General features: G+C 40.5%; 22 protein-coding genes and 1 tRNA gene. 9 read left to right on the top strand and 14 right to left on the bottom strand.

Features of this window, described 5'->3' with window-relative positions; translation table 11 throughout:
* Window positions 1-51: 51 nt before the first annotated feature.
* A complete protein-coding gene (locus EHQ62_RS07505; protein ID WP_135641575.1) occupies window positions 52-1,998 on the top strand; it encodes a M3 family metallopeptidase in 1,947 nt (648 codons plus the stop codon).
* On the opposite strand, the gene EHQ62_RS07500 is transcribed toward EHQ62_RS07505, so the two are convergent.
* Together EHQ62_RS07500 and EHQ62_RS07495 are read right to left on the bottom strand one after the other, a co-directional pair.
* Complete coding sequence (locus EHQ62_RS07500) at window positions 1,969-2,550, bottom strand: SCO family protein (RefSeq protein WP_135641574.1); 582 nt, start codon at window positions 2,548-2,550, stop codon at window positions 1,969-1,971. The genes EHQ62_RS07505 and EHQ62_RS07500 overlap by 30 nt on opposite strands.
* Window positions 2,547-3,023, bottom strand: a complete 477-nt coding sequence (locus EHQ62_RS07495; protein ID WP_244241682.1) for a copper chaperone PCu(A)C — start codon at window positions 3,021-3,023, stop codon at window positions 2,547-2,549. The genes EHQ62_RS07500 and EHQ62_RS07495 overlap by 4 nt, the downstream gene beginning before the upstream one ends.
* Here EHQ62_RS07495 and EHQ62_RS07490 point away from each other — a divergent pair.
* On the top strand, window positions 2,992-4,011 hold the full coding sequence (locus EHQ62_RS07490; RefSeq protein WP_135641573.1) for an alpha/beta hydrolase: 1,020 nt from the start codon (window positions 2,992-2,994) through the stop codon (window positions 4,009-4,011). The two genes, EHQ62_RS07495 and EHQ62_RS07490, sit on opposite strands and share 32 nt — an antisense overlap.
* Here EHQ62_RS07490 and EHQ62_RS07485 read toward each other — a convergent pair.
* Entirely contained in the window at window positions 3,991-5,892 is a 1,902-nt protein-coding gene (locus EHQ62_RS07485; protein WP_135641572.1) for a hybrid sensor histidine kinase/response regulator, read from the bottom strand. The two genes, EHQ62_RS07490 and EHQ62_RS07485, sit on opposite strands and share 21 nt — an antisense overlap.
* Before the next feature lie 23 nt (window positions 5,893-5,915).
* On the opposite strand from EHQ62_RS07485, the gene EHQ62_RS07480 reads away from it, so the two are divergent.
* The 3 genes from EHQ62_RS07480 (at window position 5,916) to rktP (ending at window position 8,071) form a co-directional block, all read left to right on the top strand.
* The gene (locus tag EHQ62_RS07480) at window positions 5,916-6,185 is read left to right on the top strand and encodes a Sec-independent protein translocase subunit TatA/TatB (RefSeq protein WP_135641571.1); all 270 of its coding nucleotides are present in this window, start codon (window positions 5,916-5,918) and stop codon (window positions 6,183-6,185) included.
* A 72-nt stretch (window positions 6,186-6,257) separates the two neighbouring features.
* Window positions 6,258-6,974: a twin-arginine translocase subunit TatC gene (gene tatC / locus EHQ62_RS07475; RefSeq protein ID WP_135641570.1), complete on the top strand. Its 717-nt coding sequence runs from the start codon at window positions 6,258-6,260 to the stop codon at window positions 6,972-6,974.
* Window positions 6,971-8,071, top strand: a complete 1,101-nt coding sequence (rktP, locus tag EHQ62_RS07470; RefSeq protein ID WP_135641569.1) for an Arg-Lys translocation region protein phosphatase RktP — start codon at window positions 6,971-6,973, stop codon at window positions 8,069-8,071. Before tatC ends, rktP begins: the two co-directional genes overlap by 4 nt.
* Here rktP and bla read toward each other — a convergent pair.
* The 9 genes from bla to EHQ62_RS07425 all read right to left on the bottom strand — a co-directional run bounded on the left by bla (window position 8,048) and on the right by EHQ62_RS07425 (window position 15,935).
* Window positions 8,048-8,824 carry a subclass B1 metallo-beta-lactamase gene (bla, locus tag EHQ62_RS07465; RefSeq protein ID WP_244241681.1) on the bottom strand — a complete coding sequence of 259 codons (777 nt, stop codon included), beginning with the start codon at window positions 8,822-8,824 and terminating at the stop codon, window positions 8,048-8,050. The genes rktP and bla overlap by 24 nt on opposite strands.
* A 13-nt stretch (window positions 8,825-8,837) precedes the next feature.
* Window positions 8,838-10,118, bottom strand: a complete 1,281-nt coding sequence (clpX, locus tag EHQ62_RS07460) for an ATP-dependent Clp protease ATP-binding subunit ClpX (protein WP_135641567.1) — start codon at window positions 10,116-10,118, stop codon at window positions 8,838-8,840.
* A 15-nt stretch (window positions 10,119-10,133) separates the two neighbouring features.
* Window positions 10,134-10,736: an ATP-dependent Clp protease proteolytic subunit gene (locus tag EHQ62_RS07455; protein ID WP_015678494.1), complete on the bottom strand. Its 603-nt coding sequence runs from the start codon at window positions 10,734-10,736 to the stop codon at window positions 10,134-10,136.
* Between the two features lie 3 nt (window positions 10,737-10,739).
* A complete protein-coding gene (tig, locus tag EHQ62_RS07450) occupies window positions 10,740-12,086 on the bottom strand; it encodes a trigger factor (protein ID WP_135641566.1) in 1,347 nt (448 codons plus the stop codon).
* A 62-nt stretch (window positions 12,087-12,148) separates the two neighbouring features.
* Window positions 12,149-12,220: transfer RNA gene (locus tag EHQ62_RS07445), tRNA-Gly, on the bottom strand.
* A 211-nt stretch (window positions 12,221-12,431) separates the two neighbouring features.
* Window positions 12,432-13,130, bottom strand: a complete 699-nt coding sequence (locus tag EHQ62_RS07440; protein ID WP_135641565.1) for a TenA family protein — start codon at window positions 13,128-13,130, stop codon at window positions 12,432-12,434.
* An 11-nt stretch (window positions 13,131-13,141) separates the two neighbouring features.
* On the bottom strand, window positions 13,142-13,804 hold the full coding sequence (locus EHQ62_RS07435; protein WP_135641564.1) for an arylesterase: 663 nt from the start codon (window positions 13,802-13,804) through the stop codon (window positions 13,142-13,144).
* Window positions 13,805-13,951: 147 nt separating this feature from the next.
* Window positions 13,952-15,256: a hypothetical protein gene (locus EHQ62_RS07430; RefSeq protein WP_425269533.1), complete on the bottom strand. Its 1,305-nt coding sequence runs from the start codon at window positions 15,254-15,256 to the stop codon at window positions 13,952-13,954.
* Entirely contained in the window at window positions 15,246-15,935 is a 690-nt protein-coding gene (locus tag EHQ62_RS07425; protein ID WP_135641563.1) for an OmpA family protein, read from the bottom strand. Before EHQ62_RS07425 ends, EHQ62_RS07430 begins: the two co-directional genes overlap by 11 nt.
* Window positions 15,936-16,236: 301 nt before the next feature.
* On the opposite strand from EHQ62_RS07425, the gene EHQ62_RS07420 reads away from it, so the two are divergent.
* Window positions 16,237-18,987 (top strand): hypothetical protein, encoded by a 2,751-nt coding sequence (locus tag EHQ62_RS07420; protein ID WP_135641562.1) that lies wholly within the window; start codon window positions 16,237-16,239, stop codon window positions 18,985-18,987.
* A gap of 73 nt (window positions 18,988-19,060) precedes the next feature.
* On the opposite strand, the gene EHQ62_RS07415 is transcribed toward EHQ62_RS07420, so the two are convergent.
* Window positions 19,061-20,230, bottom strand: coding sequence for a DUF3095 domain-containing protein (locus EHQ62_RS07415; protein ID WP_135641706.1), 1,170 nt, complete (start codon window positions 20,228-20,230; stop codon window positions 19,061-19,063).
* 91 nt (window positions 20,231-20,321) lie between these two features.
* Here EHQ62_RS07415 and EHQ62_RS07410 point away from each other — a divergent pair, with 91 nt between their 5' ends.
* Window positions 20,322-22,088, top strand: a complete 1,767-nt coding sequence (locus EHQ62_RS07410; RefSeq protein ID WP_135641561.1) for a glycoside hydrolase family 3 protein — start codon at window positions 20,322-20,324, stop codon at window positions 22,086-22,088.
* 29 nt (window positions 22,089-22,117) lie between these two features.
* Here the strand turns inward: EHQ62_RS07410 and EHQ62_RS07405 are convergent, their stop codons facing one another.
* Window positions 22,118-23,260: a hypothetical protein gene (locus EHQ62_RS07405; protein WP_135641560.1), complete on the bottom strand. Its 1,143-nt coding sequence runs from the start codon at window positions 23,258-23,260 to the stop codon at window positions 22,118-22,120.
* 44 nt (window positions 23,261-23,304) lie between these two features.
* Here EHQ62_RS07405 and murA point away from each other — a divergent pair, with 44 nt between their 5' ends.
* Together murA and EHQ62_RS07395 are read left to right on the top strand one after the other, a co-directional pair.
* A complete protein-coding gene (gene murA, locus EHQ62_RS07400; RefSeq protein ID WP_135641559.1) occupies window positions 23,305-24,609 on the top strand; it encodes a UDP-N-acetylglucosamine 1-carboxyvinyltransferase in 1,305 nt (434 codons plus the stop codon).
* Window positions 24,610-25,308: a 4Fe-4S dicluster domain-containing protein gene (locus EHQ62_RS07395; RefSeq protein WP_135641558.1), complete on the top strand. Its 699-nt coding sequence runs from the start codon at window positions 24,610-24,612 to the stop codon at window positions 25,306-25,308.
* Window positions 25,309-25,417: the final 109 nt, after the last annotated feature.

The raw sequence follows: 25,417 nt of genomic DNA, 5'->3' as shown, positions 1-25,417 counted from the left end.
CAAATTGGCTTTTAAGGATTCGAAATCGAGTCTAATTCGTACGAGGTGCCGATGTTTCCCGAATTTCATTCAGATAATCTATTAAAAAAAGAATCGTCCATTTTAGAAAAGATGGAGTCTAACAAAGAATTTTTAGAGTCACTACTCGGACAAAACAACTTTACCTTTCAAAACTTTTTAAAGCCTTACCAAAGGATCCAAACAGAACTTGGTGATCTGGTTACCGAACTTTCTCATCTCAACTCAGTCAAAAATAGCGAAGAAAGCCAAACCATCTACAGTAGAATTTTACCAAAACTAAGTGAGTATTACACGGACCTCGGGCAAAACGAAACCATCTTTGCCGCCTTGTTACAAATCCAATCCACAGACAAAACTTTAAACCCAGAACAATCAAAGGTTTTGCAAAACGAAATAAGAGACTTTCGTTTATCAGGAGTTGGACTTGACCAAAGAACGAAAGAAGAACTAAAAAACATCCGGATTCAATTGTCTGATTTAACCAATCAGTTTTCTCAAAACGTTTTGAATGCAACAAACGCATTTGCCCTTCAAGTAAAGGAAGAAGATGTAATAGGAATTCCAGAAAGTGATAAAAACTCGGCAAAACAACCAGACGGAACATACAAATTCACTCTTCATTTTCCATCTTACATTGCTTATATGACTTATGGGGAAAATAGAAACATACGAAAAGAGTTGTATGATGCATATATCACAAGGGCACCGGAAAATGGAGAGCTCATTGAAAAAATTTTGGGATTGAGAGACAAGGAGGCAAAACTTTTAGGGTTTGAAACCTATGCCCATTTGAGTTTGGCGACAAAAGTGGCAGACACTCCTGAAGAAGTGATCTCCTTCCTAAACCATTTGGCAGAAAAAGCAAAACCCATCGCAGAAAAAGAATACGAAGCAATCAAGTCGTTTGCAAAATCATTAGGCCAAAATCAAATTGAACCTTGGGACCTCACCTACTATTCCGAAAAGATAAAAAAAGAATCTTTTTCCTACGACGAAGAAATCTATCGTCCTTATCTAGAAAAAGAGACTGTCTTACAAGGTACCTTTCAATTTTTAGAGAAGTTGTTAGGAGTAACCTTCAAACAAATTCAAACGAATGTTTGGGAACCGTCTGTTCTTTGTTATGATCTTGTTGTAGAAGGGGAAACACGATCCCGGTTGTATTTGGATTTAGAAGTGCGGAGCGAAAAAAAAGGTGGGGCTTGGATGCACAACTGGAAACCCCATTTCCAAGATGAGACTGGCAAAACAGAACTTCCCATTGCTTTTGTGGTTGCTAGTTTTCCAAAAGCAACAGAGTCACAACCAAGTTTACTCCGTCCAAGTGATGTAGTCACCCTCTTCCATGAATTGGGTCATGCCCTCCACCACTTACTTTCCAAAGTCAAAGAAGCCTTTGTCAGTGGTGTGAATGGTGTGGAATGGGATGCTGTGGAATTCCCTTCTCAATTTTTGGAAAACTTTGTGTATGAACCAAAGGTATTACAACTTTTCGCAAAACATTACCAAACGAAAGAACCAATTCCTAATTCTTATATCGAAACAATGGTAAAAGCAAAAAACTTTATGTCGGCGATGGGTGTGGTAAGACAGTTAGAATTTGCAAAATTTGATATGTTAGTCCATATGGAAAAACCTTCACAAACAAGAGTTCAAGAAATCTTGAATCAGGTTAGAAAAGAAATTGCCGTCGTCACTCCACCTGCTTACAACAAATTCCAAAACTCATTCACCCATATCTTTGCTGGAGGTTATGCGGCAGGGTATTATTCTTACAAATGGGCAGAACTACTGTCTGCCAATGCTTTTTATTCTTTTGTTGATAAAGGTGTATTTGATTTGGAGCATGCCGCCCATTTCCGTAAAACAGTTTTAGAAAAAGGTGGATCTGCCAATGCCATGAACCTTTTCCGTGATTTTTACGGTAAAGACCCAGACATTGAAGCTTTACTTCGATTGAACGGAATCGCCGCTTAATGCGCGTATGGTTTTCGAAATTACTTCTTTTTCATCGGTTGATTTAATCAGTTTACGAGTCTTTCGATTGGAGTCCAAAACATAAAGATAAGTAGAATGATCAAACGATAAACCGTCTTTTGTTTTTTCAACATAGGCGGCGTATTGTTTTACAATTTGGTTTGTTGTAGCCATATCAAAACTATAACCAACGGCATTTTGTATGTAAAACTGCACATACTTTGTTGTTGTTTCGGTAGAATCTCTTTCGGGGTCTATCGAAACAAACACAACCCGAAACTGTTTTTTTTCTAACTCTGTAAAACCTTCAGTTGCCGCTTTGATTTTGGCAAGAGTATTGGGACAAAAATCAGGACAATAGGTATAACCAAAAAAAACAAGTAACACTGGTTCAGGAAAGGATTTCAAATTTACATTTATTCCAGATTTATCTTTGGCCTCGATATTCCCACCTATTGGAAGTTCTGTGAGCTCAACTCCCGAGCCACAGTGAAAAATACCAAAAACAAAAATGATAAAGGCAAATAAAATTTGGTGTTGGTTCTGTTTCATAATGATTTTTTCTCTACTCTTTTCGTTTCTAGTTTCCCATTTGAATATTGAATGGTGATCATCAAATTTTCGTTTCCATTCTGTTTATCAAGTAACATGAGATGGGTTCCTCCCCTTTCCATTTGGATCCTTTCATTTGGTTGTAACAAAATAGGAAAATCTATCCTTCTCATGCGTTTGATTCCTTCCTTATCAATTTCCATTGTATGGAATTCTACAGTTTTGTATTGGTTACTTTCGAGGGAAAGAATGGAAACCTCATTGCCAAAAGGATTTTGAATCATTCCATACACAGCGATTGTTTTGGCCTCATCAGGGACTGGGAAAGTCCATAACGAAAGGTTTGGATTCGATTTGTGACAGAAAACAAACAAATTGACTTGAATTAGTAACAGAATTCCAATATTTGTATTATTTACCTTTCGTAACAAGAGAACCTCGATGAGATTAATTATCAAATGGGTGACTGCCATCACTCTCATTCTATCTTCCTTTCTCCTATCCACTTACAAATGGTCTACTGGTGAATACAATTATGATTCCACTCGCAAATTTGAAAATTTTGACGCCTTTTACCAAAACGAATTAGAAATCAGTAAAAAGGAAAACACAAAACCTAACAATGAAGAGCTTTTGTTAAGAGTTTCTGAAGAACCAACTCCCATTGCCATTTTGTACATTCATGGATTTGGAGCAAGCCGTGGAGAAGGAGAAGAAGTCACAAACAAACTAAGTGAATACTTCGGAGCAAATACATATTATGTGCGCCTTCCAGGACACGGAACCAATATCGAAGACCAACTCAATACCCCGTTTCAAAAATACTTACAAGATGCAGAAGATAGTCTACTGTATTCAAAGGAACTTGGACAGAAAACAGTTGTTATTGGAACAAGTATGGGTGGAAACATTGCCACTTACCTTGCTGCCAAACATCCGGATCTTGTTGATAGTTTAATTTTGGCATCACCGTTTTATGATTTTGATGATCCTTCAGCTCATCTCTTCCGATTTTATTGGGGCAAATCGTTTATCGATTCCATCAAAGGTGAAATTCGAATTTCCAAAACAGATCCAAAAGATGAGTCTGCGAAGTATTGGTATTTGGACCAGTATTATGGTGCCATTCAAAATATCTTAGATCTCAAACGGTTTATGGATAAAGAAAATCCATATCCAAAAGTAAGTGCTCCGACTTTACTAATGTATTATTATAAATCAGAAAGAGAACATGACTTTGTTGCCTCAATCGATGCCATGTTTGCCGTGTTTGATAAAATCCAATCAGGGAAAAATGCCAATCCCAAAAATCGTCTCTTAAAGATTGAAGAAGGAGCCCATGTTCTACTTTCTAAATATGTGAAAACAGACAAGGCCCTGATCGAAAAAGAAATGATCCAATTCATAAAAGACACTACAGGTGCTGAAGAAGTTAAAAAATCAAAGAAATCCAAACGATAACAAAATCGATTCATACAATTCATCGATGGATATTGGTTTCGATCGAACCAATATCCCTTCTTTTAAAAGTTCTTCTGCATCCAATCCATCCAAATTTCCAGTGTACAATACTGCTGCAAGATTAGGATTCAATTGTTTGATTTTACGAATCAATACTAAGCCACTCATTTCTCTCAAACGATAATCAGACAAAACAAAATCTGGAATTTTTTGGTTTAGGTTTAGTAGTGCGGAAGATGATGTCCCAAATAACTTAGGTTTGAGTTGTTTTTGTGATAATACAAAGTTAATGGCTTCACTGGCCGCTTCATCATCTTCCACAACCCAAATTTCTTTTTTTGCAATTTCTGACCAAACATCTTTGGGTTTGGATTCCGTACCAGTTGGAAAAGAATTCAGAACCGATAATGACTCTTCCAAAGGCAGGTATATAAAAACTTTTAAGGTCATGGGATCGGGTTTGTCTAAATAAAACTCTCCTCCCCAGTTTTTCACATACCGATTGATCAAATGGATCCCAGTCCATTGGAAGTCTTCATCACTAAAATTCGCTAAATCAAGTGTGGTGAGTTCAGACAAACTAGGTAAAGACAAACCAGTAAATTCTAAACTTACAAGCAAACGCACTTCATCGGAAGGTTTTGTTTGGATTTGCACAAGCCCCCGTTTCCGATCATCCCAAACCAAAATCCCACCAGAGGTGAGTTCACATAATATTTTTGAAAACTGGACTGCATCCACTTTTGTAATCAGGGGAGATTTATAAAAATCAAATTGGGCTTCTACATTCTTAGGTAAACCAGAGACAAGGAGTGGGATTGTCGATTCTACAACGGAAGAGATATCAATTTTTGTTACAGAATGTTCGTTTTTTGTTTTGGAATAATGGATGATTCTGTGGATCATAGAACGAGCGTTATCTGCACCCAATCGGATTTTTTCTAAATAATCCAATACCTGGTTTTCATTAAATTTTCCACTGGTTATTTGTTCTTTGCCAAGTTGCGAAAACACATGGATTGGTTGCAGATAATTGTTTAAATCATGTGCAATATTGGTCGCAAGGCTACCGATGGTTTCCATTTTTTGAGAATGGAGTTGGTATGATTCCAATTGTTTTTTTTCTGTTACATCATCCAAAAATACATAATAAAAATCAGGTTTGCCTTGTGAGTTACGAAATGCACTGATCCTTCGGTAAACGTTGATCCTCCTTCCATCTTTTCGAGTGAGCCTTGATTCTTCTGCCCCTTCTTTGAAAAAACTAAAGTATTCCATCTCCTCATCAGAGATTGTTTCCCCTTTGATCCTTTTGATGTTTAAGTCTGTTAAATTTTGGAAACTATAACCTGTGATTTCAGTAAACCTTGGGTTGATCCGGAAGTATCCACCTTCCCAGTCTTGTAAGGCCATACCTACAGATGCGTTTTCAAAGAGACCCAAGAAAAATTGAATTTGTTCAACGATATTAATTTCATTGGTTTTTTCGTTTGTTACATCCCGAACGAAAACAATGTGTAATGATGAATCCATTCCAGGAATGTTCACTTTTCTTTTTTCAAATTGGAACCACCGAACAAGAGTTTCATTTGGCATTTGGAACCTGAAGTCACCAACGATTTGGTCCCGGTCGTTCCATTTCTGCATGGAAAGGATTTGTTCTTGAAAGGTTTCTTTGTCCTCAGGAATTACCCAAGCGAGTAAATCCGATTCCAGGCAATTGATCCCAGGTTTTTGGCAGCCAAGGTTGTCCTTAAAAAATTCATTTGAAAATAAAATATGGCCGGATTTTGGGTCTGTGAGATACACTCCACCCGAAAATAGGTTTGGCAAGACCTTAAAGAATTCTATCATTCCGCTTGCTTCCAGATTCGTTTGCATAACTCTTGCCTTAAGAGGGAAATATGCCATCCAATCCGTTTTCTTTTCAAGCACCTATTGCTTTTTTTAATTTAGGACCATGGGAGATTGCACTCATCGTTTTTTTAGCCTTACTTTTTTTTGGTGGAAAACGATTGCCAAGTCTCGCTAAGGACTTGGGTTCGGGGATCAAAGAATTCCGAAAGTCTCTCACAGGCCAAGACGAGGAACCTACACAAACCAGTTTTCCTGTAGAAGAACCAAAAAAGAATTCCGAGTCCAATTCCAAATCCACAAAAAAGAAAAAAGCTTAGTCCATCCCATTGGCAAAAAAAAATAGAACCGCACTGCCACTGCCAGAGGATTCGGAAACCAGGGAAAAGTATATGTCCCTGGGTGACCATCTCGAGGAGCTCCGGCAACGGCTGATCCATTCCATTTTAGTTGTCTCGGTTTTTATGATTGCGACACTGTATTTTGGTTCTGAGATCCACAGTTTTCTCATCCAACCCTACAAATCTGTACTCGGACCTGATGCCCATTTCTTTCAGATCCAACTGATGGCCCCGTTTCTCATTTATTTGAAAACCTCCCTCATTCTATCGGTTCTTGTTTCCCTTCCTTTTTTGCTTTATATCCTTTGGGGATTCATTGCTCCAGCGGTGGACCCAAGGACGGAAAAATGGGGAAAATTCATCATCTTGTTTTCTACCTTACTCTTTTGGTCAGGACTTGCCCTCTGTTGGTTTACGGTTTTTGAAAATTTTTTACGAGTTTTCCTTGTGGTTCTTAGGCCAGATGGTGTGGACCCTTACCTACCCATCGATGAGTATTACGATTTGTTTTTTAATTTGCACCTAGTCTTTGGGGCTTCGTTCCAACTACCAATTGTCCTTATTTTACTTGGAAGGATTGGAATCCTATCTTCACGTTTTCTTATCTCGCGATGGAGAGAAGCAGTCCTTATCATCGCAGTCGTATCGGCTGTCCTATCTCCAGGGCCTGATGTATTTTCTATGCTTATGTTGCTAGTTCCACTGAGTTTTTTATTCTTTTTATCTGCCCTGATGATGAAATTATTGGAAGTTACAGATTCAAAATGAGTTACCGAGTCAAACTACCTTTCCTCCTTGGCATCATTAGTTTTCTATTTTTTTTCATTCACTTTTTATTTGCTGAGTTTACCTTCACCCATTGGCAAAATCCCAAAGGGGAAAACACTTTAAACTTCAATCTGGTTGGAATTTACAGTTCTTTTCTTTTGGCATTGTGTATTAGTTTTATCGTATATTATTTTCTTGGATTTTTATACCAATACATCCTACACATCATCTTCCATATCCAAGACAGCGAAAACGAAGTCCCAAAAGACATTCGCAACCTAAACCGAAATTCAGATGAATACAAAATTTATAAATCCGTGATGTTTACCCTTTTGCAAGGGGAAGAAGGCCTCGGCGAGGAACAATTTGAAAACAAATTTGATTGGAAAACAACCCAAGCCTCTTCCGTAAACAAACAGATCCCCGATATTAAAATCCCAAACATCCAAGGATTTGACGTAGCTGTATTCCCATCTGTTATGCGTTATGCGGGAGCTGACTACATTCGGATTGTTCGTGCAAAAGATGGTTTATTTGGTATCATCGCAGGTCATATGGAACCCGGGATTTTGGAATCTTCCGAAAAAGTTTTTATCCACGGAATCGTATCTTCCTTTGGGGATGGATTGTTTTCAACTGAAGAGTTATTAACCAAATTAAAATTTGCTCTCCACCAATTTGCATTTCTCAAATTAAAACTCTCTGCCTTTGTGATCCAAAACAAAGATGATAAAATGTCTTTTTTGCATTATATGGACATGCCCATTTTTCAATTTTCAGACCATGGCATCCAAGTCATTGAAGGCAGTGGAGATGACCATTGGTACCCCAACCACAAACATCCCATTTCCATGGCTGATGGAATTGAAATTGGTGATTATTTGGTTTGGGCAAGTGACCGCACCCTCACTCAGTTTGGACTCACATCCTTTGAAATTATGGAAGAGTTTGTGGATTACTTACTTGACCTAAGACCAAGTTCCTCTCGGCAAATGTTACTTGCGATTGCGAAAAAAATGAGTTCCCTGGGACGTGAAAGAAACCTAACAAATCCAATGGAGAAACTTTCCATCTTAGTGGTTCGGCGAAACAAGTAAACGAATCGTATGGCGTAATAAGTCTAACTTGCCCCAGTTCCCATGACCAGGCACCACAACCTCTGCATCAGGGTATCTAGTTAACACTCGTTTCACTGCATTTTCCCATTCTACTAAATTCGCATCTTTTACATTCCCTAAGTCTTTTGCATCGAGATCCTTCACGAGACAACCTCCAAAAAGGATATGGGTATCGGGCAACCATACAACAATGTTGTCAGGTGAATGCCCATGGCCTGGAAAAAAGATTTCTACGGAATGATTCCCAGAATAAAGTCTTGTTTGTATATCTAAGATAGGATTTGTTTTTCCGAGTCCTTTTTCTTTAGCCAATTTCGCCGTTAAATTTGTACTATAAACTGGGATATTTCTTTTGTGGAATAGGTTGACTCCCGCCATACGGTCGTCATGTGCATGGGTCACGATAAGAAATAAAATGTCTTTCTGAAATTTAGTTTGGATCCCTAAGATCAATTCTTCTGTTTGTGGTTCTGTCCAAGCGGTATCAATGATAACAACACCTTGATTTGTTAAAACAACAAGGCCATTCGACTCAAAAATTTTCCCTTGGAAACTTCCAAAACTTTTGTGGACCCAAACCGTCTCTTTGATTTTGATCCATTCAATCGAAGTTCCAACTGGATTCGTTTTTGCGTTTATTTTGTCAGCGGGGAATGGGTTAGTCGTTTGGCAATGGACGAACCAAATGCCAAACGAAAGAAAAAGGAAAAAACGAACGATGCCAGACTGCACAAACAAACTAACTTTATGCGATCTTTTCGATATCCCCTTTTAGAATTGTAATCGGTGCTTCTTTTTTGAGAACCGTTTCGTCTGTCACCACAACTTCCAATACATCCTTTCGAGATGGAATTTGGAACATGAGCTCCATCATAATTTCTTCTACGATAGCACGTAATCCCCTAGCACCACTTTCTCGTTTGATTGCCGTTTGCGCAATGGCTTCGATGGCAGATTCAGTGAACTTGAGTTTTACATTCTCGATATCAAACATCTTTTGGTATTGTTTGAGAAGGGAATTCTTTGGTTCTGTAAAAATCGATTTTAAACTTTCGATGGTAAGTTCGTCGAGAGTCGCTATGATCGGTAGACGTCCAATGAATTCTGGAATGAGGCCAAATTTCATTAAATCATCAGGGATCACATGGTGCACCATGGACTCCCCTTCTTCAATTTTACGTCCTCTGTCATTCACTGCTTCATTGGAATGGAATCCAATGGATTTTACACCAACTCGTTGTTTGATGATATCAGTGAGACCAACAAAAGCTCCCCCACAGATGAATAAAATGTTTTTGGTTTCGACCGGGATGTATTCTTGGTGTGGGTGTTTTCGCCCACCCTGTGGAGGGACATTCGCAACAGTCCCTTCAATGATTTTGAGAAGGGCCTGTTGTACCCCTTCTCCACTCACATCGCGAGTGATGGAAGCAGAATCAGACTTACGAGAAATTTTATCAATCTCATCGATGTAGATGATTCCCATTTCAGCACGTTTGACATCATTGTCAGCGTTTTGGATGAGTTTGAGGATGATGTTTTCCACGTCCTCACCCACATAACCTGCTTCTGTAAGAGCAGTTGCATCCACAATGGCAAAAGGAACTTTTAAAATGCGAGCCAAAGTTTGTGCCAGTAAGGTTTTTCCAGAGCCCGTTGGCCCAATGAGCATGATATTGGATTTTTCCAATTCAACGTCTCCCGCCTTACGTTCGTTATGGAAGATACGTTTGTAGTGATTGTAAACCGCAACGGACAAAGCTTTTTTTGCTTGTTCTTGTCCAATCACATACTGGTCTAATATTTTTTTGATTTCGGTAGGTTTTGGAATGTCCCCTACAATCGCAGTTTTTTCACCTGATTGTGGTTCTTCGGCGATGATTTCATTGCATAAGGAAATACACTCATCGCAGATATAAACTCCAGGACCTGCTACAAGCCTTCTTACTTCGTCTTGGGCCTTTCCGCAGAAAGAACAATGTAACTTTTCTCTGGAATTCCCTGTTTGGCTTGCACGTTTGGTCATGGAGTTTAGCCCTCCTTAGGCTTGTATCATTTGTTTGCGTTCTAGGATCACGTTATCAATGATACCGTATTCTTTCGCTTCCTCAGCACTCATAAAGAAATTTCTTTCCGTGTCTTTTTGGATCTGCGCCGCAGGTTTCCCGATGTGTTTACCATATAAATCGATCAAAGTGTTCTTCGTCTTGATGATTTCTTTTGCTGAAATTTCAATATCAGAAGCTTGCCCACCGGCTCCACCGTAAGGTTGGTGCATCATAATCCGAGAATTGGGAAGTGCAGAACGTTTTCCTTTCGCCCCACCTGCAAGTAAAAGTGCCGCCATGGAAGATGCCTGTCCGATGCAAAGGGTTCTCACTTCTGGTTTGATGAGCTGCATCGTGTCATAAATGGCAAGGCCAGAGCTCACATACCCACCTGGGCTATTGATGTAGAGATAGATATCACGGTCTGGGTTTTCTGCTTCTAAAAACAAAAGTTGGGCACAAACAGCATTGGCATAGGTGTCGTCAATCCCAGCACCTAAAAAAATGATCCGATCCCGAAGGAGTCTGGAATAGACATCCATGCGATCGATGCCACGGCTAGTTTGTTCTGAAACATAAGGTAATAATGTGGACATAGTTTACTCTTCTTTCCCGCTAAGAATTTTCTCAGCTTCTTCCGTTGAAATTGCTTTCGGCGACTTTTTCTCTACTTCAGCGTAAACAAACTCGTCAATTTTATCAAACAGGAATTTGTCACGGTAGTAGGTTTCCGCCTTCTGTTTTTGGACTTCTTTTTTGAGAGTTTCGGCAGGAATTCCTTGGGCTTGGGCTTCTTTTTCGTAACCTGCCTCCACTTCTTCGTCAGAAATTTGGATTTTGTAGTCGTCTGCGATTTTTTGCTTCAAAATGTAAGTTTGGATGCGTTTTTCTGCCGCTTTGGAGAAGGACTCTCTCACTTCCTTTTCTTCCTTTCCGAGACGTTTTGCGTAGTCGGAGAGTGAGGTCACAGGAAGGCCAAATTCACGCATAAAATTTTTGAATACGGTTTCTGTTTCTTCCAAAATGAGAGATTCAGGGATGATGAATTTAGATTCTTTGATGATTTCGTTGTATGCATCATCGGTTGCTCGTTTGGTGAGCGCATTTCCAAATATTTCAACAAGTTGTTTTTTTGTTTTTTCTTTTAACTCTTGTAAGTTGGCAGAACCATCTACTTCTGATGCAAAGTCATCGTTGATTTCAGGGTAAGTCACTTTGTAAATCGCCGTAACCGTCACTGTATAGATGATGGATTTTCCAGCGGATTCAGGGGAAGCAGGATACACGTCTGGGTAAGTGAACGTAAATTCTTTTGTTTCATTTAACTTCATTCCAAGTAGGTTGGATTCAAACCCTGGAGGGTTTTGAGGTGCTCCCATTTGGAATTTACCTGTTTGGCTTTGCTCTGGGTATTCTTTCCCAGTTTCTTTAAACTTATAATTAATTTCGAGTAGGTCAGCTGCTTCGACTGGCTCAGATTCTTCTTTCAAAGAATTACGGGCCATATTCTTTTGGATGCCTTCTAATTCTTTTTGGATGTCAGCATCAGAAATTTTAATTTCTTTTGGTTGGATTTTGATTTTCTTTAACTTCGGTAAGGTGACTTCAGGTTTTGTGTCGTAAGTTGCTTTCGCTTTGGCACCTGTATTTTTATCAAAGGTTTCCATTTGGAATTGTGGCAAACGAATTGGTTTGTGTTCCAATTTATCAAATAGGTCTGCCATAGCTTGGTTGAGCATTATGTTGGCAGCATCGTCCATCACAGAGTCACCAAGGACTTTTTCCACCATGTTTAGGGGAGCTTTTCCTGGTCGGAAACCAGGGATTTTTACTTTTTCAGCTGCATTTTTGTAAGCCTTAGAGTAGGCAGTGCGGACTTCTTCAGCGCTAAATTGAATGCTGAGGTCACAAGTTGCGTTGTTATTTTTTTTAGCCGTAAATTCCATCGTATTATATCCAGTGTAAATAAAGAGAGTGTAGTGGAAAGAAAAAGAAGAAGACCTTCATTAGCGGGAAACGGGACTTGAACCCGCGACCCTCTCCTTGGCAAGGAGATGCTCTACCGCTGAGCTATTCCCGCAGAAGGTTTGTGAAACCATCATTTGGAATCAGGACAAATCGGCAAGGAAAAAAGTCGAAAAAGGATAAAACAAAACAAACAACCGTGAAGGGATCGGGATACGAAACGGCAAAACCTTATGAGAGTCGAGATCTCTAAGGTGATAAGAATGGGGATCACTCCCTTTACCCATTCCGAAAACCCATCCCCTTTCGGTCCAACTAACAGACCTTTATCGGGATGGCCAGTTTTGTAAGGTCCAAGCCTGCTCCCAGAACATCCATTCATAATTGCAACTTTGTTGGAATACAATCTTTGCTCTCTGCCGAGTCGCTTGGTCCGATAGATTGGCATACTTTTCAAGCCTTGCAAGTAGGTGGGTCATGTAGTCATTGAACCCAGGATCAGAATACATCTTAAGCCAAGAAGCATAGGGGTGGTCTTCGGGGATGGAACCTTTTTCGCGTAAGAGGTGTTGGCCGAGTTCAATGTAAAGCCAAGGGCAAGGAGCAATGGCCGAAAACCCTTCGAGCACAGTTCCCTTCATCGCAGCGGAGACCATGTGGTTTTGGTAGGCTAAATTATTCGGTGTTGGTTCTGTTTCCGCTATGGTCTTTGCATCGTACCCCAAGGTTTTCCCATACCCAATGTGGAGTTGCCCTTCTACTACGAGGGCCATCCTCGCTGCATCAATGAGCCAAAGTTTATCCTCAGGGTCAGTCACTTTTGTGGAAAGGATGGCACAGGCATCGGAAAAAGATTCTAAGTATTTTGCATCTTGGATCTGGTAAAACCGAAAAAGTTTGGGATCAAGGCTGCCATCTGCCAATGCTAAAACAAAGGGATGTTGGAAGGAAGCTCCAAAAGAATTTTTTGCGTACGTTTTGCACTCATTCGCGAATGGAGGGACGGGGAATGGACTTGGTAACATGATATGATTTCCTATTTTTCTAAGAGTGGTTTTAAATAAGGGTACACAGTGTCTGCCACAAGTCTGTGCCCTTCTTCTGTGGGATGGATTCCATCTTTTTGGTTCAACTTCCGAATGCTTGCCACTTTCTCTAAAATAAATGGGACAAGAGGGACACCCTCTTCCTTCGCAAGTTCAGGATAAATGGAGTTGAATGCATTTGCATATTTTTTACCCATATTGGGTGTTGCGACCATACCAACTAACAATATTTTGGTGTTTGGATATTGTGATTTGATTTGGCGGATCATAGTCCTTAGGTTTTCTTTTGTCACAGAAGGACTGATCCCACGTAACATATCATTCGCACCTAACTCAAGTAAAAATATGCTTGGTTTCTCCGCGAGCACCCACTCTAACCGACCGAGGCCACCACTCGTTGTATCTCCCGACACTCCTGCATTGGTCATTTGGTAGGAATACCCTTCTGCATTGATTTTGTTTGTGAGTATATGAGGCCAGGCATCCTCATAATTGAGAAGTCCATACCCCGCGGTTAAGGAGTCTCCGAAATAAACAATTCGTTTGGTTTGGTTTATGTCAGTCGTTTGCGAGTTTGGATCGCTTTTGGGTTCGGAAGGATTTCCACAATCGATGAAAAAACATAAAATAAAAAGGGCAAACAGATAACGCATCCCTTCTTAGATAGGGAAATAAAACAAAAAATGCAAACTTTTTTAAATCAATTCCTATGGATTCGATTTTGTTTTGCAGACGAATGTTTGGCAAAGGGAACTGATCCTTTGGAAGGAAACGAAAGGAACCAGTATCTTTGCCGCACTCTAATAGATTTTATCTTCGTCGTAGAAAAAAGAAACTCCCGGCATGATATAAAATTCCGTCACCGTGTGTTTGATTGAGGCGGACATTTCAGAAAAACCAATATACACACTTCGTGCCGAATAATCTGTCCTTGGCACATTCCCAATGGTATCACCCAAATAGGTATCATAAGTTCGTTTTACATCTTGGCGGATCATTCCAATGTCTAAAGTAAACCGGCAGTATTGGAAGGAAGTTTCTAAATTGAGAATGGTTCCTTTGTCTCTGACCTTTCCCCCATAGGCAGGTAATACTGCAGAGAAATTAGATGTTCCATCACCATAGACTTCTTGGATGATTTGAGAACCTAACACAGAAAAGTTCCCTTTTCGGTCAAGGAGTTCCAATCGCCCGCGAATCTCCCACCAATCCCGAAGTTTTAGTTTTGAATAAATTCCAGGCAAAATCCCTTTCATGGAATATTCAGCATTGGCATCCCCACCAATCGACCAAGTCACCTTATTGGGAACAGAGGCTTCTGGCCGACTTGTCGAATAAGATCCATAAGAAATATTATTTCGTTCCGTATAACGATGGAAGTTGATGGATGGTCCTACCATGAATATTTTTGTGATGGGATGGGTATAAGAAAAACGGAAATGTTGGCTTACCCCTTCGAACCTAAGCAAGCGGTTCCCTTCAAAACTACTTGCCCAATACGTGTCTGTTCTTGGTGAAATAAAATTATTGGAAGCAGGTAAGTCGCGACTATAAACCCCAAGGGAGGTATCTTCTGCGTATTGGATTTCATATTTGTTTTTATAACCATACCGAATGTCAAAAAACTGAGAGTTGATGCCTAAATCTTTCGCAGGTTTGTATGGCACTGAAAGTGGCGCACCAGGTTCTGTGACTTGTCGGAAAAGTGAATTTTGGAACCAAGCAGGCCCTGTTTCATTTAAGATGGCCGGTGATAATTTTCCAATCCCAGAGCCCATTCGGATCAAGAACCTGTGTTCATAGACCTTGTTAAAAATTTCCATGGGAGTTTGGTTGTCTTCTCTTTCAGAAAGAGAGGGTGCTGGATTAGAATTTGCATTCGACTCTGGATTTGCACCTGGAGTTGGATTTGGATTTTGGACTGGGTTTCCTTTATCGACTGCACTGGTTTGGATTTTTTTTGGTTCGGCATTGGGCGCAAATGGTTTGGACTCTTCGGCAGACAAAGAACCAAATCTAAATGCAAACACGATTACAAATGCAAAGTGCAAAAACAAATTGAATCTAAATTTTAATTTAAAAAAGTTGAATCGATTAATAAACAATGCGAACTGTCCCTACGTAAATTTCTGTCCTACGATTTTTTTTCTCAGCTAACATTGTATCTACGATTTTGTATTGGTCTGCATAGCCATCCACTTCCTTAAATCGTTCCTCTGCAATTTTATGGACAAGTTTTAGTTCTTTTTTGACAGATTGGGATCTTTCCTTACTGAGTTTTAAGTTCATTGAAAAAGCTCCCACACTATCCGTATGACCACCAATCCTACAATTGGTTTCAGGGTATGCTTCCATCGCATCTCCTACTTTTGCAATGAGTTCCTTTGCTTTGGGTGTGAGGGTTGATTTGCCAGAAGGGAAGGCCACGTCTCCGTCGATGATGATGAGGAGTTCCCTCAGACGTTTTTCATCGTCTTCGATCCGTTTGAGTTCCACTCCTTTGGCAACAAGACTCCCACCTACTTCTTCAAACGGAGTGCCTGTGTGTTCAAAATCACTTCGCAGGCCTTTGTATAATTTTTCTAAATAATCTGGGGTGCCTAATTTATCCAACGAACCAACTGGCAAACTTCCCAAATGTTCGCTGGGCTTCGATTCATCGATATGGACACATCCACAAAATCTTTGGAACGCTTCCGACTCCATCCACTCTGGTTTGGTGGTGGTTTGGCATTGGAAAACAAATAAAAACGAAAAGGATAGGATGAAAAAATTTCTAAACATAAAACAAACTGTCCTTATCTTTTGCACCAAGTATAGAAATCAATTGATAAATCTTTGCACACGGGAGTAGCAATTTATTTCCACAAACCTCCAATAAATTAACCAATGATTGCCACATTCAATTAGTAGAATCACGCAAAAAATTTTTTACAACTAACAATGTTTGCTCAAAAGCTAAACACAAATTAACGCATGTTATATTTTATTATTTCATCCAAATTTTGAGAATAGAATTGCCATGAACGGATTGTCCTTCTTTTGTAGTTCTATAAATAAAAGAACCACTAATGGGAAATTTCGTATGAACTCCAAGAAACAGATATCTTTGATAACCAACATAATAGTTTTAGTAGCTCTCCTAGTGGGGTGTAGTGGTTCCGTTTCTGCTGGTGATACATTTTTGTTTGGGCTCAGTGAACGTTTTGAACAAGCGTTCGGGAATCGAGGAACACCCGCTTGTTCCACTGATGTCACCATTTCGACAAAACAGGTTTCCCTCGTAGAAGATGGAGATGTGAATTCCAGTTTTAGCACTGTCAATGAAAATGGTTTAACTGATGTCGACACTGACGGAGGAACTGCTTGGGGTTACCGATCCTTCCAAACTTGTATTTACCCAACTGCCCCATTTAGCGGAAGTTTGGAGATCCCAGTCACAATCACATCCAATTATGGAACAAGGGTTACATCACTTAAAACGTTTCCTGCACCAGATGTTGCCATTCCCACCAAACTCACATTTACTGGCAATGGAGTCGCAGCAAGGCAGTGTTTTACTTTCAGCGTAGTCCAAGACACAGACAGAAGTGCCAAGGTAGATCCGATGACTGTAGCCCTTGGAACCATGACACAAAAAAATGGAAGTGGGGAAGAAGTGGCAGGAACCTATACAGGAAAAGATGCCTGTGATATATCTGTTTCTGTCGAAGATGACGAAGGACCAGGTGTGCGCGTTTCCAATATCTCACGTGTGATGGAAGAACCTGGTCCATCAGCAACTGCGACGAATGGGACCTTTCGGGTGAGACTCCGCACGGCACCCACTGCCAATGTGACCATTCCCATCAATGAAGTGTTTGATTCTGTGAATGCAAACAACCGAGAAGGGACAGCCAATCCAAAGACGTTAACATTTACGAATGCCAACTTTGCGACAGAACAAGAAGTTACGATCTCATCTGTCGATGACTTAGAAATCGATGGGATCAAAGTATACACTGTAGAAGTTTCGAACACAAGCAGTGCCGATGCCGATTATAATGGAATCAAACCAAGGAACGTTGTCGTTTATAACAGAGACCAAAGTGTACCTGGTTATGCTTATATGCGATTTGATTCTACAACAGGGACAACTGGGGCGGCAGGTGGTGCGGTAAACAGATTTGCCACGGATGAAAGTAACCAGTTTGGAACCAAATACTCAAACTTCCAATTGAAACTAAGGACAAAACCAACTCATAACGTTACGCTTACCTTTTCCTCCAATTGTGGAAATAAATGTACCATTCTAACGCCTACCCTTACCTTTACACCAACTGATTGGAATAGCTACCAAACCTTTCAGGTGGAAGGGAAATCTGATTCAGCAAACACGGGAAATGCGGACTATACTGTTTCGTTTGTTGCCTCATCCACCGATACCACATACAATACAACAGTTGCTGAACCTACCTTTAGCATTCGTTCTTGTGACAATGATGGGACCCACCTACTCCAACCTTGTAATTTTTCTGGCTCTCCGAGAGGGATCATTGGAGATCGATTGTCTACCGCCGAAGGTGGTACTACCAACATCTGGATGATTGCACAGTCTTCTCCTGGATCGGATGTGACAATTGGTCTCACGAGTTCCGATACGACAGAAGGGACAGTCCCTGCCACTGCCACTGTCTCTTCATCTAACTATAATTTTATGGAGAATAGCGGGACAAACCAAATTGTGTTAACCCATGTAGATGATATCCTTGTGGATTTAACACAAAATTGGACTGTTACAACTGCTTCATCCACTGGTGGCGTATCTTATGACCCCATTGATGTATATGCAGCCACAACAGATGACGAAAAGGCTTTTTATATTTCGCATTCAGGAAATCCGAGAGAGAATACAGGGAATGTGGCAACAGTATCAGTTTGTTTGGGAGGGAATAACCCTTCCCAGCCAGTGGTCATCAATATCAATTGCAAATCGTATTCGGCAGGCACAGCAGCCTCTGGTGAATGTGGAGCAATCACTTCCTCTCCGATCACTTTCCCAGTGAATAGTGAAGTGGAACCAGGGAATGCTTCGGATGCAGGTTGTGCAAGTTCTCTCAAAAAACAAACTTTCACCGTGGCTGGTCTTGATGATACCTTTGCAGATGGAAGCCAATCCTTTGACATCCAATTTGTGATGGTGGCAAATACGGATACCAATTACCAAAACGCAGCAAACCCGAGTGACCATAGCATTATAAATGAAGACGATGAGCCGGCAGGTAAGGCAATATTTGTAACCACATCGAGTTACAATGGTGAAATGACTGCCCAAGGAGTGTTTGCAGCTGATGATACCTGTAACAATAACAAACCTGGCGGAGTACCCGCTGGAACTTATAAGGCTTTAATTGTCAGTAACAGTGGTGGTAGTGTAACAAACGATAGGATACCAAATGGTGCCAATTGGGTATTAACAGCAGGTCGACATTATTATAGATGTAATACGTCTGGTTATTCTAACTGCAGTGATGAGTTTTCTCGATTATTCATTGCCAATGGTTCTGCAGGGTTTGATCCAACTGTTTTATTAAGATCCTTTTCTAATGTTGGAGACCAGTATTGGACAGGGATGACAAATACCTTAACTCCTGCCACCCAAGTAAGTCAGCCGACTTGTCCGGGAGACGGATTCACATACTTTCATAACTGTAATGGATTTACGTATCAAAATTGTCCTTCCACTCCCACAGATTTTCTTTACGGACAAACTTGGACAATGGCATCGACTACAAGCATTACAAGCCAAGAGTCCATTTGTTCGGCGACAAAGAAACTGATTTGTGTCCAACAATAGACACAAAAAAAGTTCGATCGTTCCCTGAATGGAAGGTTCAAAATTCCATTCAGGCATCACTTTCGAATTTGCCTTAACTTGTTTTCAATTTTTCCTTTAGGGATTTGGCGGCCATCGCAAAACCGCCGTCAGCTCCATCTACAAAGTGCACTTCATCAGAAGATGCAACTTTTAAAACACAGGTCATAAGGGACCTATTCGAAACAAACAATCCAAAATGGATCAATCCTTCCCTTTCTAACTGCTCCAAAAAACTTTCTAATGCCAATCTATGTTTTTTAGAACCATCGATCACCATTTTAAGCGTTCCATCGTACTTTCGAAAATCGGCAGACATCACTTGGTATTCTTTTAGCCGGTCCAATGAATAATGACCTGATTTAATGGGAAGTTTCCAATTCATTGCGAGGGCCATAACTGTCCTTTCAATCCAAATTTGGATGAGTGTTAGGCGGTATTTGATTCCAGAGTGTTTCCCTGTCTTTGCAACGGCTTCTTTTCGTAAGTGATCTCCATTGTCTAATTCGATTTGATTGAGACTGAGTGGATGGTAATCTTTTTCCTCTCCATATTCGGAACGAATGAAATTGAGAACCCTTGTGACTATTTTTTTACAGACTTCCAAGTCTGAATGGTTTGGTTTCACAATGAGCGAAACAATCTCTCCCCTTTCACTCGGAATGTCTTTCCATCGGCATGTAAACCCAGTGAAGTCTGCAGGGAGGATTTTTTCATTTTCACGAACCAAATAGGATTCGTCTTTCCCTTCCTTGATCCATTGTTCTGCAAGTGGGAGTGCGGTGCCGAAGAGAGAACATTGCACGTAGTGATCGGATGCTTTGAACTTACTTAAAAATAATTCTGCACCTGCTCGATACAATTCTTGCACTGGCACAATCCCTGCACGCATCTCCAAACCAAAGGCCGCTTTTACTTGTGAAATTGTATCCGCAATGGCCGAACGAATGGGAAAAAGTAAATTGATTGGCAGTAAAAAAGTAACTCCATCCCCACCAAACACAAAAGGGAAATCCATATGCCCATAGACATTCGCCACTGCAATCGCTGTGAGCCCACCTGCTGTATTTACGTCCTTATAACGTCCTTCTTCTATTGCTTTTGTAGAACCAACGATGTCTGTGATGAGCACAAACCAATCGTCTGGAACTTTTGTAACAGTTGTTCCCTCAAAAATATTTTGAAACTTTGAACTGGCTTTTAGGTTTTTATAAAAATCATCCACTAGATAGTCAGACGTATGAAATCCCATACAATGGTGAGAATTTTCGTAGTTGTCTTAGAAAAGCGTATCTTAAAACCTATAATCATAGTCTATGAACCAAGTTCTCTTACGCACCTCGTTTTCCCTTTTCCTTTTGTTTGGATTTTTTGGATCTTCTTATTGTTTTGGATTTTACCTGACAGAACTTGCTGCCAATGAACGAAAAGTTTGGTTAGATGAAAAAGCTTGGTCCATCACCAATGCGATGACAGAAGAGGAACTTGTAGGACAAACCATCCACATTGCCATTCCTTCGAAAACTGTGGACCAAACAGCACTCGATGAAATCAAACAAACGAAACCAGGTGGCATCATCCTATTTGGCAAAAACTTAGGCAAAAAAGAAGAAATCCTTTCCCTCACAGAAAACTTACAACTCGCTGCAAAAGAAAATGGCCTCCCACCATTTCTCATTTCCACTGACCAAGAAGGAGGAAGGGTATTCCGAGTCCAAGATGGGATCACACATTACCCAGGGGCTATGGCAGTTGGCCAAACGGGGAAAAAAGAGTGGGGTGAAGTTGTGGGGTTTGTTACATCATACGAATTACGAAACTTAGGTCTTAATTTTTTATTTGCTCCCGTATTGGACATCAATAACAACCCGCTCAATCCAGTCATTAACACACGTTCGTTTGGATCAGACGTCAATCGTGTTTCAGAAGTGGCAGTTGCTTATGAAAAAGGAGCAAGAGCTGGTGGGTGTTTGCCAGTAATCAAACATTTTCCTGGCCATGGAGACACAACCGTCGATAGCCATTTAGGTTTACCCATCATCAACAAAAGCCTACAAGACTTGGAAAAATTGGAACTTGTACCGTTCAAACAATCAATATTAGGTGGTGCAGAGGCTGTCATGTCAGCACACATCATGTATCCCAAAATTGATCCGAACTTTCCTGCCACACTTTCCAAAACCATCCTAACAGACGTTTTACGTAAATCCCTACAATTTGATGGAATCATCATCACCGACGCGATGGAAATGCACGCGATCTCCAAAAATTATGAAAAAGATCGCCCTGGGGTTCTCACGATCCTTGCAGGTGCAAACATCGTACTGCTTACAAGTTGGGGAGAAACAGCAAAAAAATTTAAAGCACAACTCATGGACGCCTACAAAAAAGGTGAGTTTCGTTATGTGGACAAAGAAGGAAAAGAACACGATATTTTGAAGTCTGCCGTCCAAAAACAAATTCGTAAAAAATTAGAACTTGGGATATACGACAAAAATTCGATTTCTCCTCAAATGTATGAAGAGAACCAAAAACAAAAAGAGTATTTAGCAACTTGGGAAAAAGAAAGGAACGATCGTTATACGAAACTCGGCCAATCCCAATTTTTTGCAAAAGAAATCAACGAAGACTCGATCCGTGCCTACCCAAAATCAGTTGTGACGGCGACCATTGTTCCCGAACAAACCATTTCCTTTGTCAAAAATGTGAAATTAAAAGAGTTCCTAAAAAACAAAAAAATCCAATCATTCCCGTCGAAATCCTTTGGGAGTATCGCCAAACAAAAAACATACACAACCTATATTTTTGATTCCACTTCGGAACCTGAAATCAAATCCATTGTTGGTCTTGCCAAAAAATACCCAAACAAACGATTCCTTGTGATGCACGGAGGGACTCCTTTCATCCAATTGCCAGAATTACGAAATGTAGAGTATTTGTTATCTTTTTCACTGACAACTGGGTCTTGGGAAGCACTAGGCGCAAAACTCACCTCAGGAAAAGAAATTCCTAAAGTGGATTTGATTTTGCTAACCAAAGAAGCAAAGACACCTTCGATTGGTGCCTTTCCTGAAAGTTTATAAAACTTATTTGTAGAATCGAACCAACTTCTTTAAGACAGTACTTCTCTTACGCCACCACGTTTGCGGATCTCTTCATACAAAGTTTTCCGCATCGTATCATCTGCATCCACAAAACGCAAAAGGTACAAATCAGACTTTTGTTTGGTGGGCATCATCTTTGCACGGATATGAAATTCAGGGCCTTTCTCAAAACTAAAACCAACTTCCCATAGGTCTTGGTGTTTCCAAATTTCAGGCGAGATCCCCGTTGGGAATGTAAACAATATCCCTCTGTCAGACAATCGTTCCGAAAGAGTGATGAATGGTTTTGCCGTTTCTTTGATATCAAATCGTTTTTCATTATTTTCTTTTTGGTCTTTGGCAATCCGCTTCAATACTTCTAACTGTTTATCAATGTTTTCTTCGCTTAACATCAACTTGTTTTTATCTAATTCTAATTCCTTTTTCTGTTCTGGTGGTGGCCAAGGTGAAACGGTAAGGGAAATTTTATCCAAAAGCATCAAATGAGATTCACCCTTCCTTTCGATTTTCCCGTTAAAATGAAAGATCACACCACTATCATTGGTGCGAATCACCCTGCCATCTAACAAGTAACCTCCACTACTGGGACGAAACACATATAATTTTGCTTCTTTTCCTGGAACAAGCAGATCTTTTGAGATTCCTTTTGCAGATAACAACAATTCATCGGAGGTTTTTTGCATCACATAGGTGAGTTCTTCTCTTCCATCAGCTTCAAGAGCGGCAACTTCACCAATGGTTAAATCATTCAAAGATAAAATTTCCTTTTTAAATTCAACACCAGAACGAAAGAGTTTATCAAATAAATTGACTTCCTTTTCAGTTGTATTGGCATTTGATTTTAAAAAATAGCGATAGAGAGCATTTTTGAGTTTGTTTCTATTTTCTGGTAAAAGGTAAATTTCCCGTTCTTCTTCATTTAAATGTTCATAAAAATCGCGGAGGATATTGAGTTCCACTTGGTTGCATTTTCTGGCAATGGCATACCTTTGGAACTCCACCCAATGGTTCACCACACTTGCTTGTTTGTTTTGCAAATAATTCATGAACTTAACGTAAATGAAGGCAGCAAGTCCCATGAGCACGATGTAAAAGATGTAGATTGTATCAAATTTTGGAAAAATCCAAACGACTTGTGCCATAAAATTCATAAATTACTTTTCCTCATATCTCCGTTGTGTCGAATGGAAGCAAGGTGAGTTCTTCCTACTTCAAAATTATCGGCAAAAATCCACTCCACGGGACAATTGTTCCCCAAGGGAATAAAAACGAAGCCCTACCTCTGCTCGGGGCTCTACTCTTATGGGAAGGAGATGTCATATTAGAAAACCTTCCTGAAATCGCCGATGTCCAAAAGCTCATGGATGTCCTCCGCCATATTGGCGTGGAAATCACTTCCCTCGATACAAAAGGATCCTACCTCTTTCAGAAAAAAAATCCAGTGAAATCGGATTTACCGTACGAACTTTGTTCCCAGCTCCGTGGAGCCGTAACTCTTGCAGGCCCAATCCTTGCACGTACTGGACGTGTCTTTTTGCCAAAACCTGGTGGAGATAAAATTGGTAGGCGGCGGATGGACACCCACCTCCTCGCCTTAGAAGCCCTTGGTGCCAAAATTGAAGTGTTCCCAGATGGGTACATGATCACAGCAGACCGACTTTTTGGAAAAGACATCCTTCTCGACGAAGCGTCTGTCACAGCAACAGAAAACGCTGTGATGGCAGCTGTTTTTGCGGAAGGCACTACCACCATCCGCAATGCTGCTTCCGAACCCCACGTACAAGGACTTTGCCGTTTCCTCGTGGCAGCAGGTGCCAAAATTGAAGGGATTGGCACAAACCACCTAACAATCACAGGTGTAACTTCTCTTTCCTCTCCTGAAGGTGGACTCAAACACCGCATCGGTTCCGACTATTTAGAAGTAGGTTCCTTTATTAGCCTAGCAGCCGTTACAGGTGGAGAAATCCATATCACCGATGTCAATTTAGAAGACATCCGTATGATCCGTATGGTGTATTCCAGGTTAGGAATTGAAGTGAGGCCCACCGAAACAGGAATCCTTGTCCCTTCGGATCAAAAAATGGAAATCATCCCAGACTACCATGGAGCCACGCCAAAAATCGATGATGCTCCTTGGCCAGGTTTCCCTGCTGATATGACCTCAGTGGCCCTTGTCACGGCAACACAATGTAAGGGAACCGTTCTCATCCATGAAAAACTTTTTGAATCCAGGCTCTTCTTTGTGGACAATATCATCGCAATGGGTGCCCAAATCATCCTTTGTGACCCACACCGTGCCATCGTGATCGGAGCCAACAGGTTGTACGGACAACGTGTGGCAAGCCCTGATATCCGTGCTGGTATGGCGATGATCATTGCTGCCCTTTGTGCAGAAGGACAGAGTGAGATCCATAACATCGTTCAAATCGATCGGGGGTTTGAATCCATTGATACAAGACTACGGTCGCTTGGGGCTCAAATCGAAAGAATTCCAAATTAAATGAAACGAAAGGATCTCTTCCGAGAAGGATTTAAATCCGTTTTCCAGTTTACCTTTACTAAGGCTGACGAAATCTCTGAGGCCATTAAAGAAGTTTGGCAAGAAGAAACAGATCCAAAACCCCAACGAAACACAAAACCTAAAAAAGAAACACTTCCAAAAGGCTCCAATCCTACCCCAAGTAGGAAAAATCCTAAACCGACAGTTGTTCGGAGACGAAAGACGAGGATGTTTCAAACCCTGTCTTTACCACCAGGGGCAAGTTCAGAATTTTTTTCTTTGTGTACAGGTTGTAATGAGTGTATTTTTGCCTGCCCTTACGCCGTCTTATTCCCTGTTACAGCAGAAAACCAAAACCAATCCTTCCCTCATTTTGATCCAAATGCGAAGGCTTGCCACTTGTGTACGGACTGGCCTTGTATCTCTGCCTGCCCAGAAGAGGCACTGGTACCGTACGAAATGTCCGAAACGACACCAAAGTTTGGTAAGGCGAAGCTATTAAAAGAATTTTGCATCAATGAAAAAACGGGAGAACCAACCTGTAATGCTTGTTTTGTTACCTGCCCCATCGAAAAAACCGTTAAATTTAAGGGAAATTTGCCAGTTTTCTCACAATCAAGTTGCACCGGATGTGGACTTTGTGTAGAAACATGTCCCAGTTTTCCGAAAGCAATCCAAATCAAATTAATCAAAAATTAACTATCACCTATCAAACGTTTTAGAAAAAAAACGTCGCAAAACATCAAAAAATTGTTATTCGGTAAAAAAAATATCTTGAATTATTTAGAAATAAGAGAGATACTCTTGT

Source organism: Leptospira jelokensis, from assembly GCF_004769635.1.
Lineage (GTDB): Bacteria > Spirochaetota > Leptospiria > Leptospirales > Leptospiraceae > Leptospira_A > Leptospira_A jelokensis.
Note: the sequence above shows the minus strand (reverse complement) of the source record. Positions and strands in the feature narration are given on the sequence as shown.

Bases quoted from the DNA above. Each gene is read 5' to 3' on its own strand.
- EHQ62_RS07505 (WP_135641575.1), top strand. From the start codon at position 52: ATGTTTCCCGAATTTCATTCAGATAATCTATTAAAAAAAGAATCGTCC.
- EHQ62_RS07500 (WP_135641574.1), bottom strand. From the start codon at position 2,550: ATGAAACAGAACCAACACCAAATTTTATTTGCCTTTATCATTTTTGTT.
- EHQ62_RS07490 (WP_135641573.1), top strand. From the start codon at position 2,992: ATGAGATTAATTATCAAATGGGTGACTGCCATCACTCTCATTCTATCT.
- EHQ62_RS07495 (WP_244241682.1), bottom strand. From the start codon at position 3,023: ATGGCAGTCACCCATTTGATAATTAATCTCATCGAGGTTCTCTTGTTA.
- EHQ62_RS07485 (WP_135641572.1), bottom strand. From the start codon at position 5,892: ATGCAAACGAATCTGGAAGCAAGCGGAATGATAGAATTCTTTAAGGTC.
- EHQ62_RS07480 (WP_135641571.1), top strand. From the start codon at position 5,916: ATGCCATCCAATCCGTTTTCTTTTCAAGCACCTATTGCTTTTTTTAAT.
- tatC (WP_135641570.1), top strand. From the start codon at position 6,258: ATGTCCCTGGGTGACCATCTCGAGGAGCTCCGGCAACGGCTGATCCAT.
- rktP (WP_135641569.1), top strand. From the start codon at position 6,971: ATGAGTTACCGAGTCAAACTACCTTTCCTCCTTGGCATCATTAGTTTT.
- clpX (WP_135641567.1), bottom strand. From the start codon at position 10,118: ATGACCAAACGTGCAAGCCAAACAGGGAATTCCAGAGAAAAGTTACAT.
- EHQ62_RS07455 (WP_015678494.1), bottom strand. From the start codon at position 10,736: ATGTCCACATTATTACCTTATGTTTCAGAACAAACTAGCCGTGGCATC.
- tig (WP_135641566.1), bottom strand. From the start codon at position 12,086: ATGGAATTTACGGCTAAAAAAAATAACAACGCAACTTGTGACCTCAGC.
- EHQ62_RS07440 (WP_135641565.1), bottom strand. From the start codon at position 13,130: ATGTTACCAAGTCCATTCCCCGTCCCTCCATTCGCGAATGAGTGCAAA.
- EHQ62_RS07435 (WP_135641564.1), bottom strand. From the start codon at position 13,804: ATGCGTTATCTGTTTGCCCTTTTTATTTTATGTTTTTTCATCGATTGT.
- EHQ62_RS07425 (WP_135641563.1), bottom strand. From the start codon at position 15,935: ATGTTTAGAAATTTTTTCATCCTATCCTTTTCGTTTTTATTTGTTTTC.
- EHQ62_RS07420 (WP_135641562.1), top strand. From the start codon at position 16,237: ATGAACTCCAAGAAACAGATATCTTTGATAACCAACATAATAGTTTTA.
- EHQ62_RS07410 (WP_135641561.1), top strand. From the start codon at position 20,322: ATGAACCAAGTTCTCTTACGCACCTCGTTTTCCCTTTTCCTTTTGTTT.
- EHQ62_RS07405 (WP_135641560.1), bottom strand. From the start codon at position 23,260: ATGAATTTTATGGCACAAGTCGTTTGGATTTTTCCAAAATTTGATACA.
- EHQ62_RS07395 (WP_135641558.1), top strand. From the start codon at position 24,610: ATGAAACGAAAGGATCTCTTCCGAGAAGGATTTAAATCCGTTTTCCAG.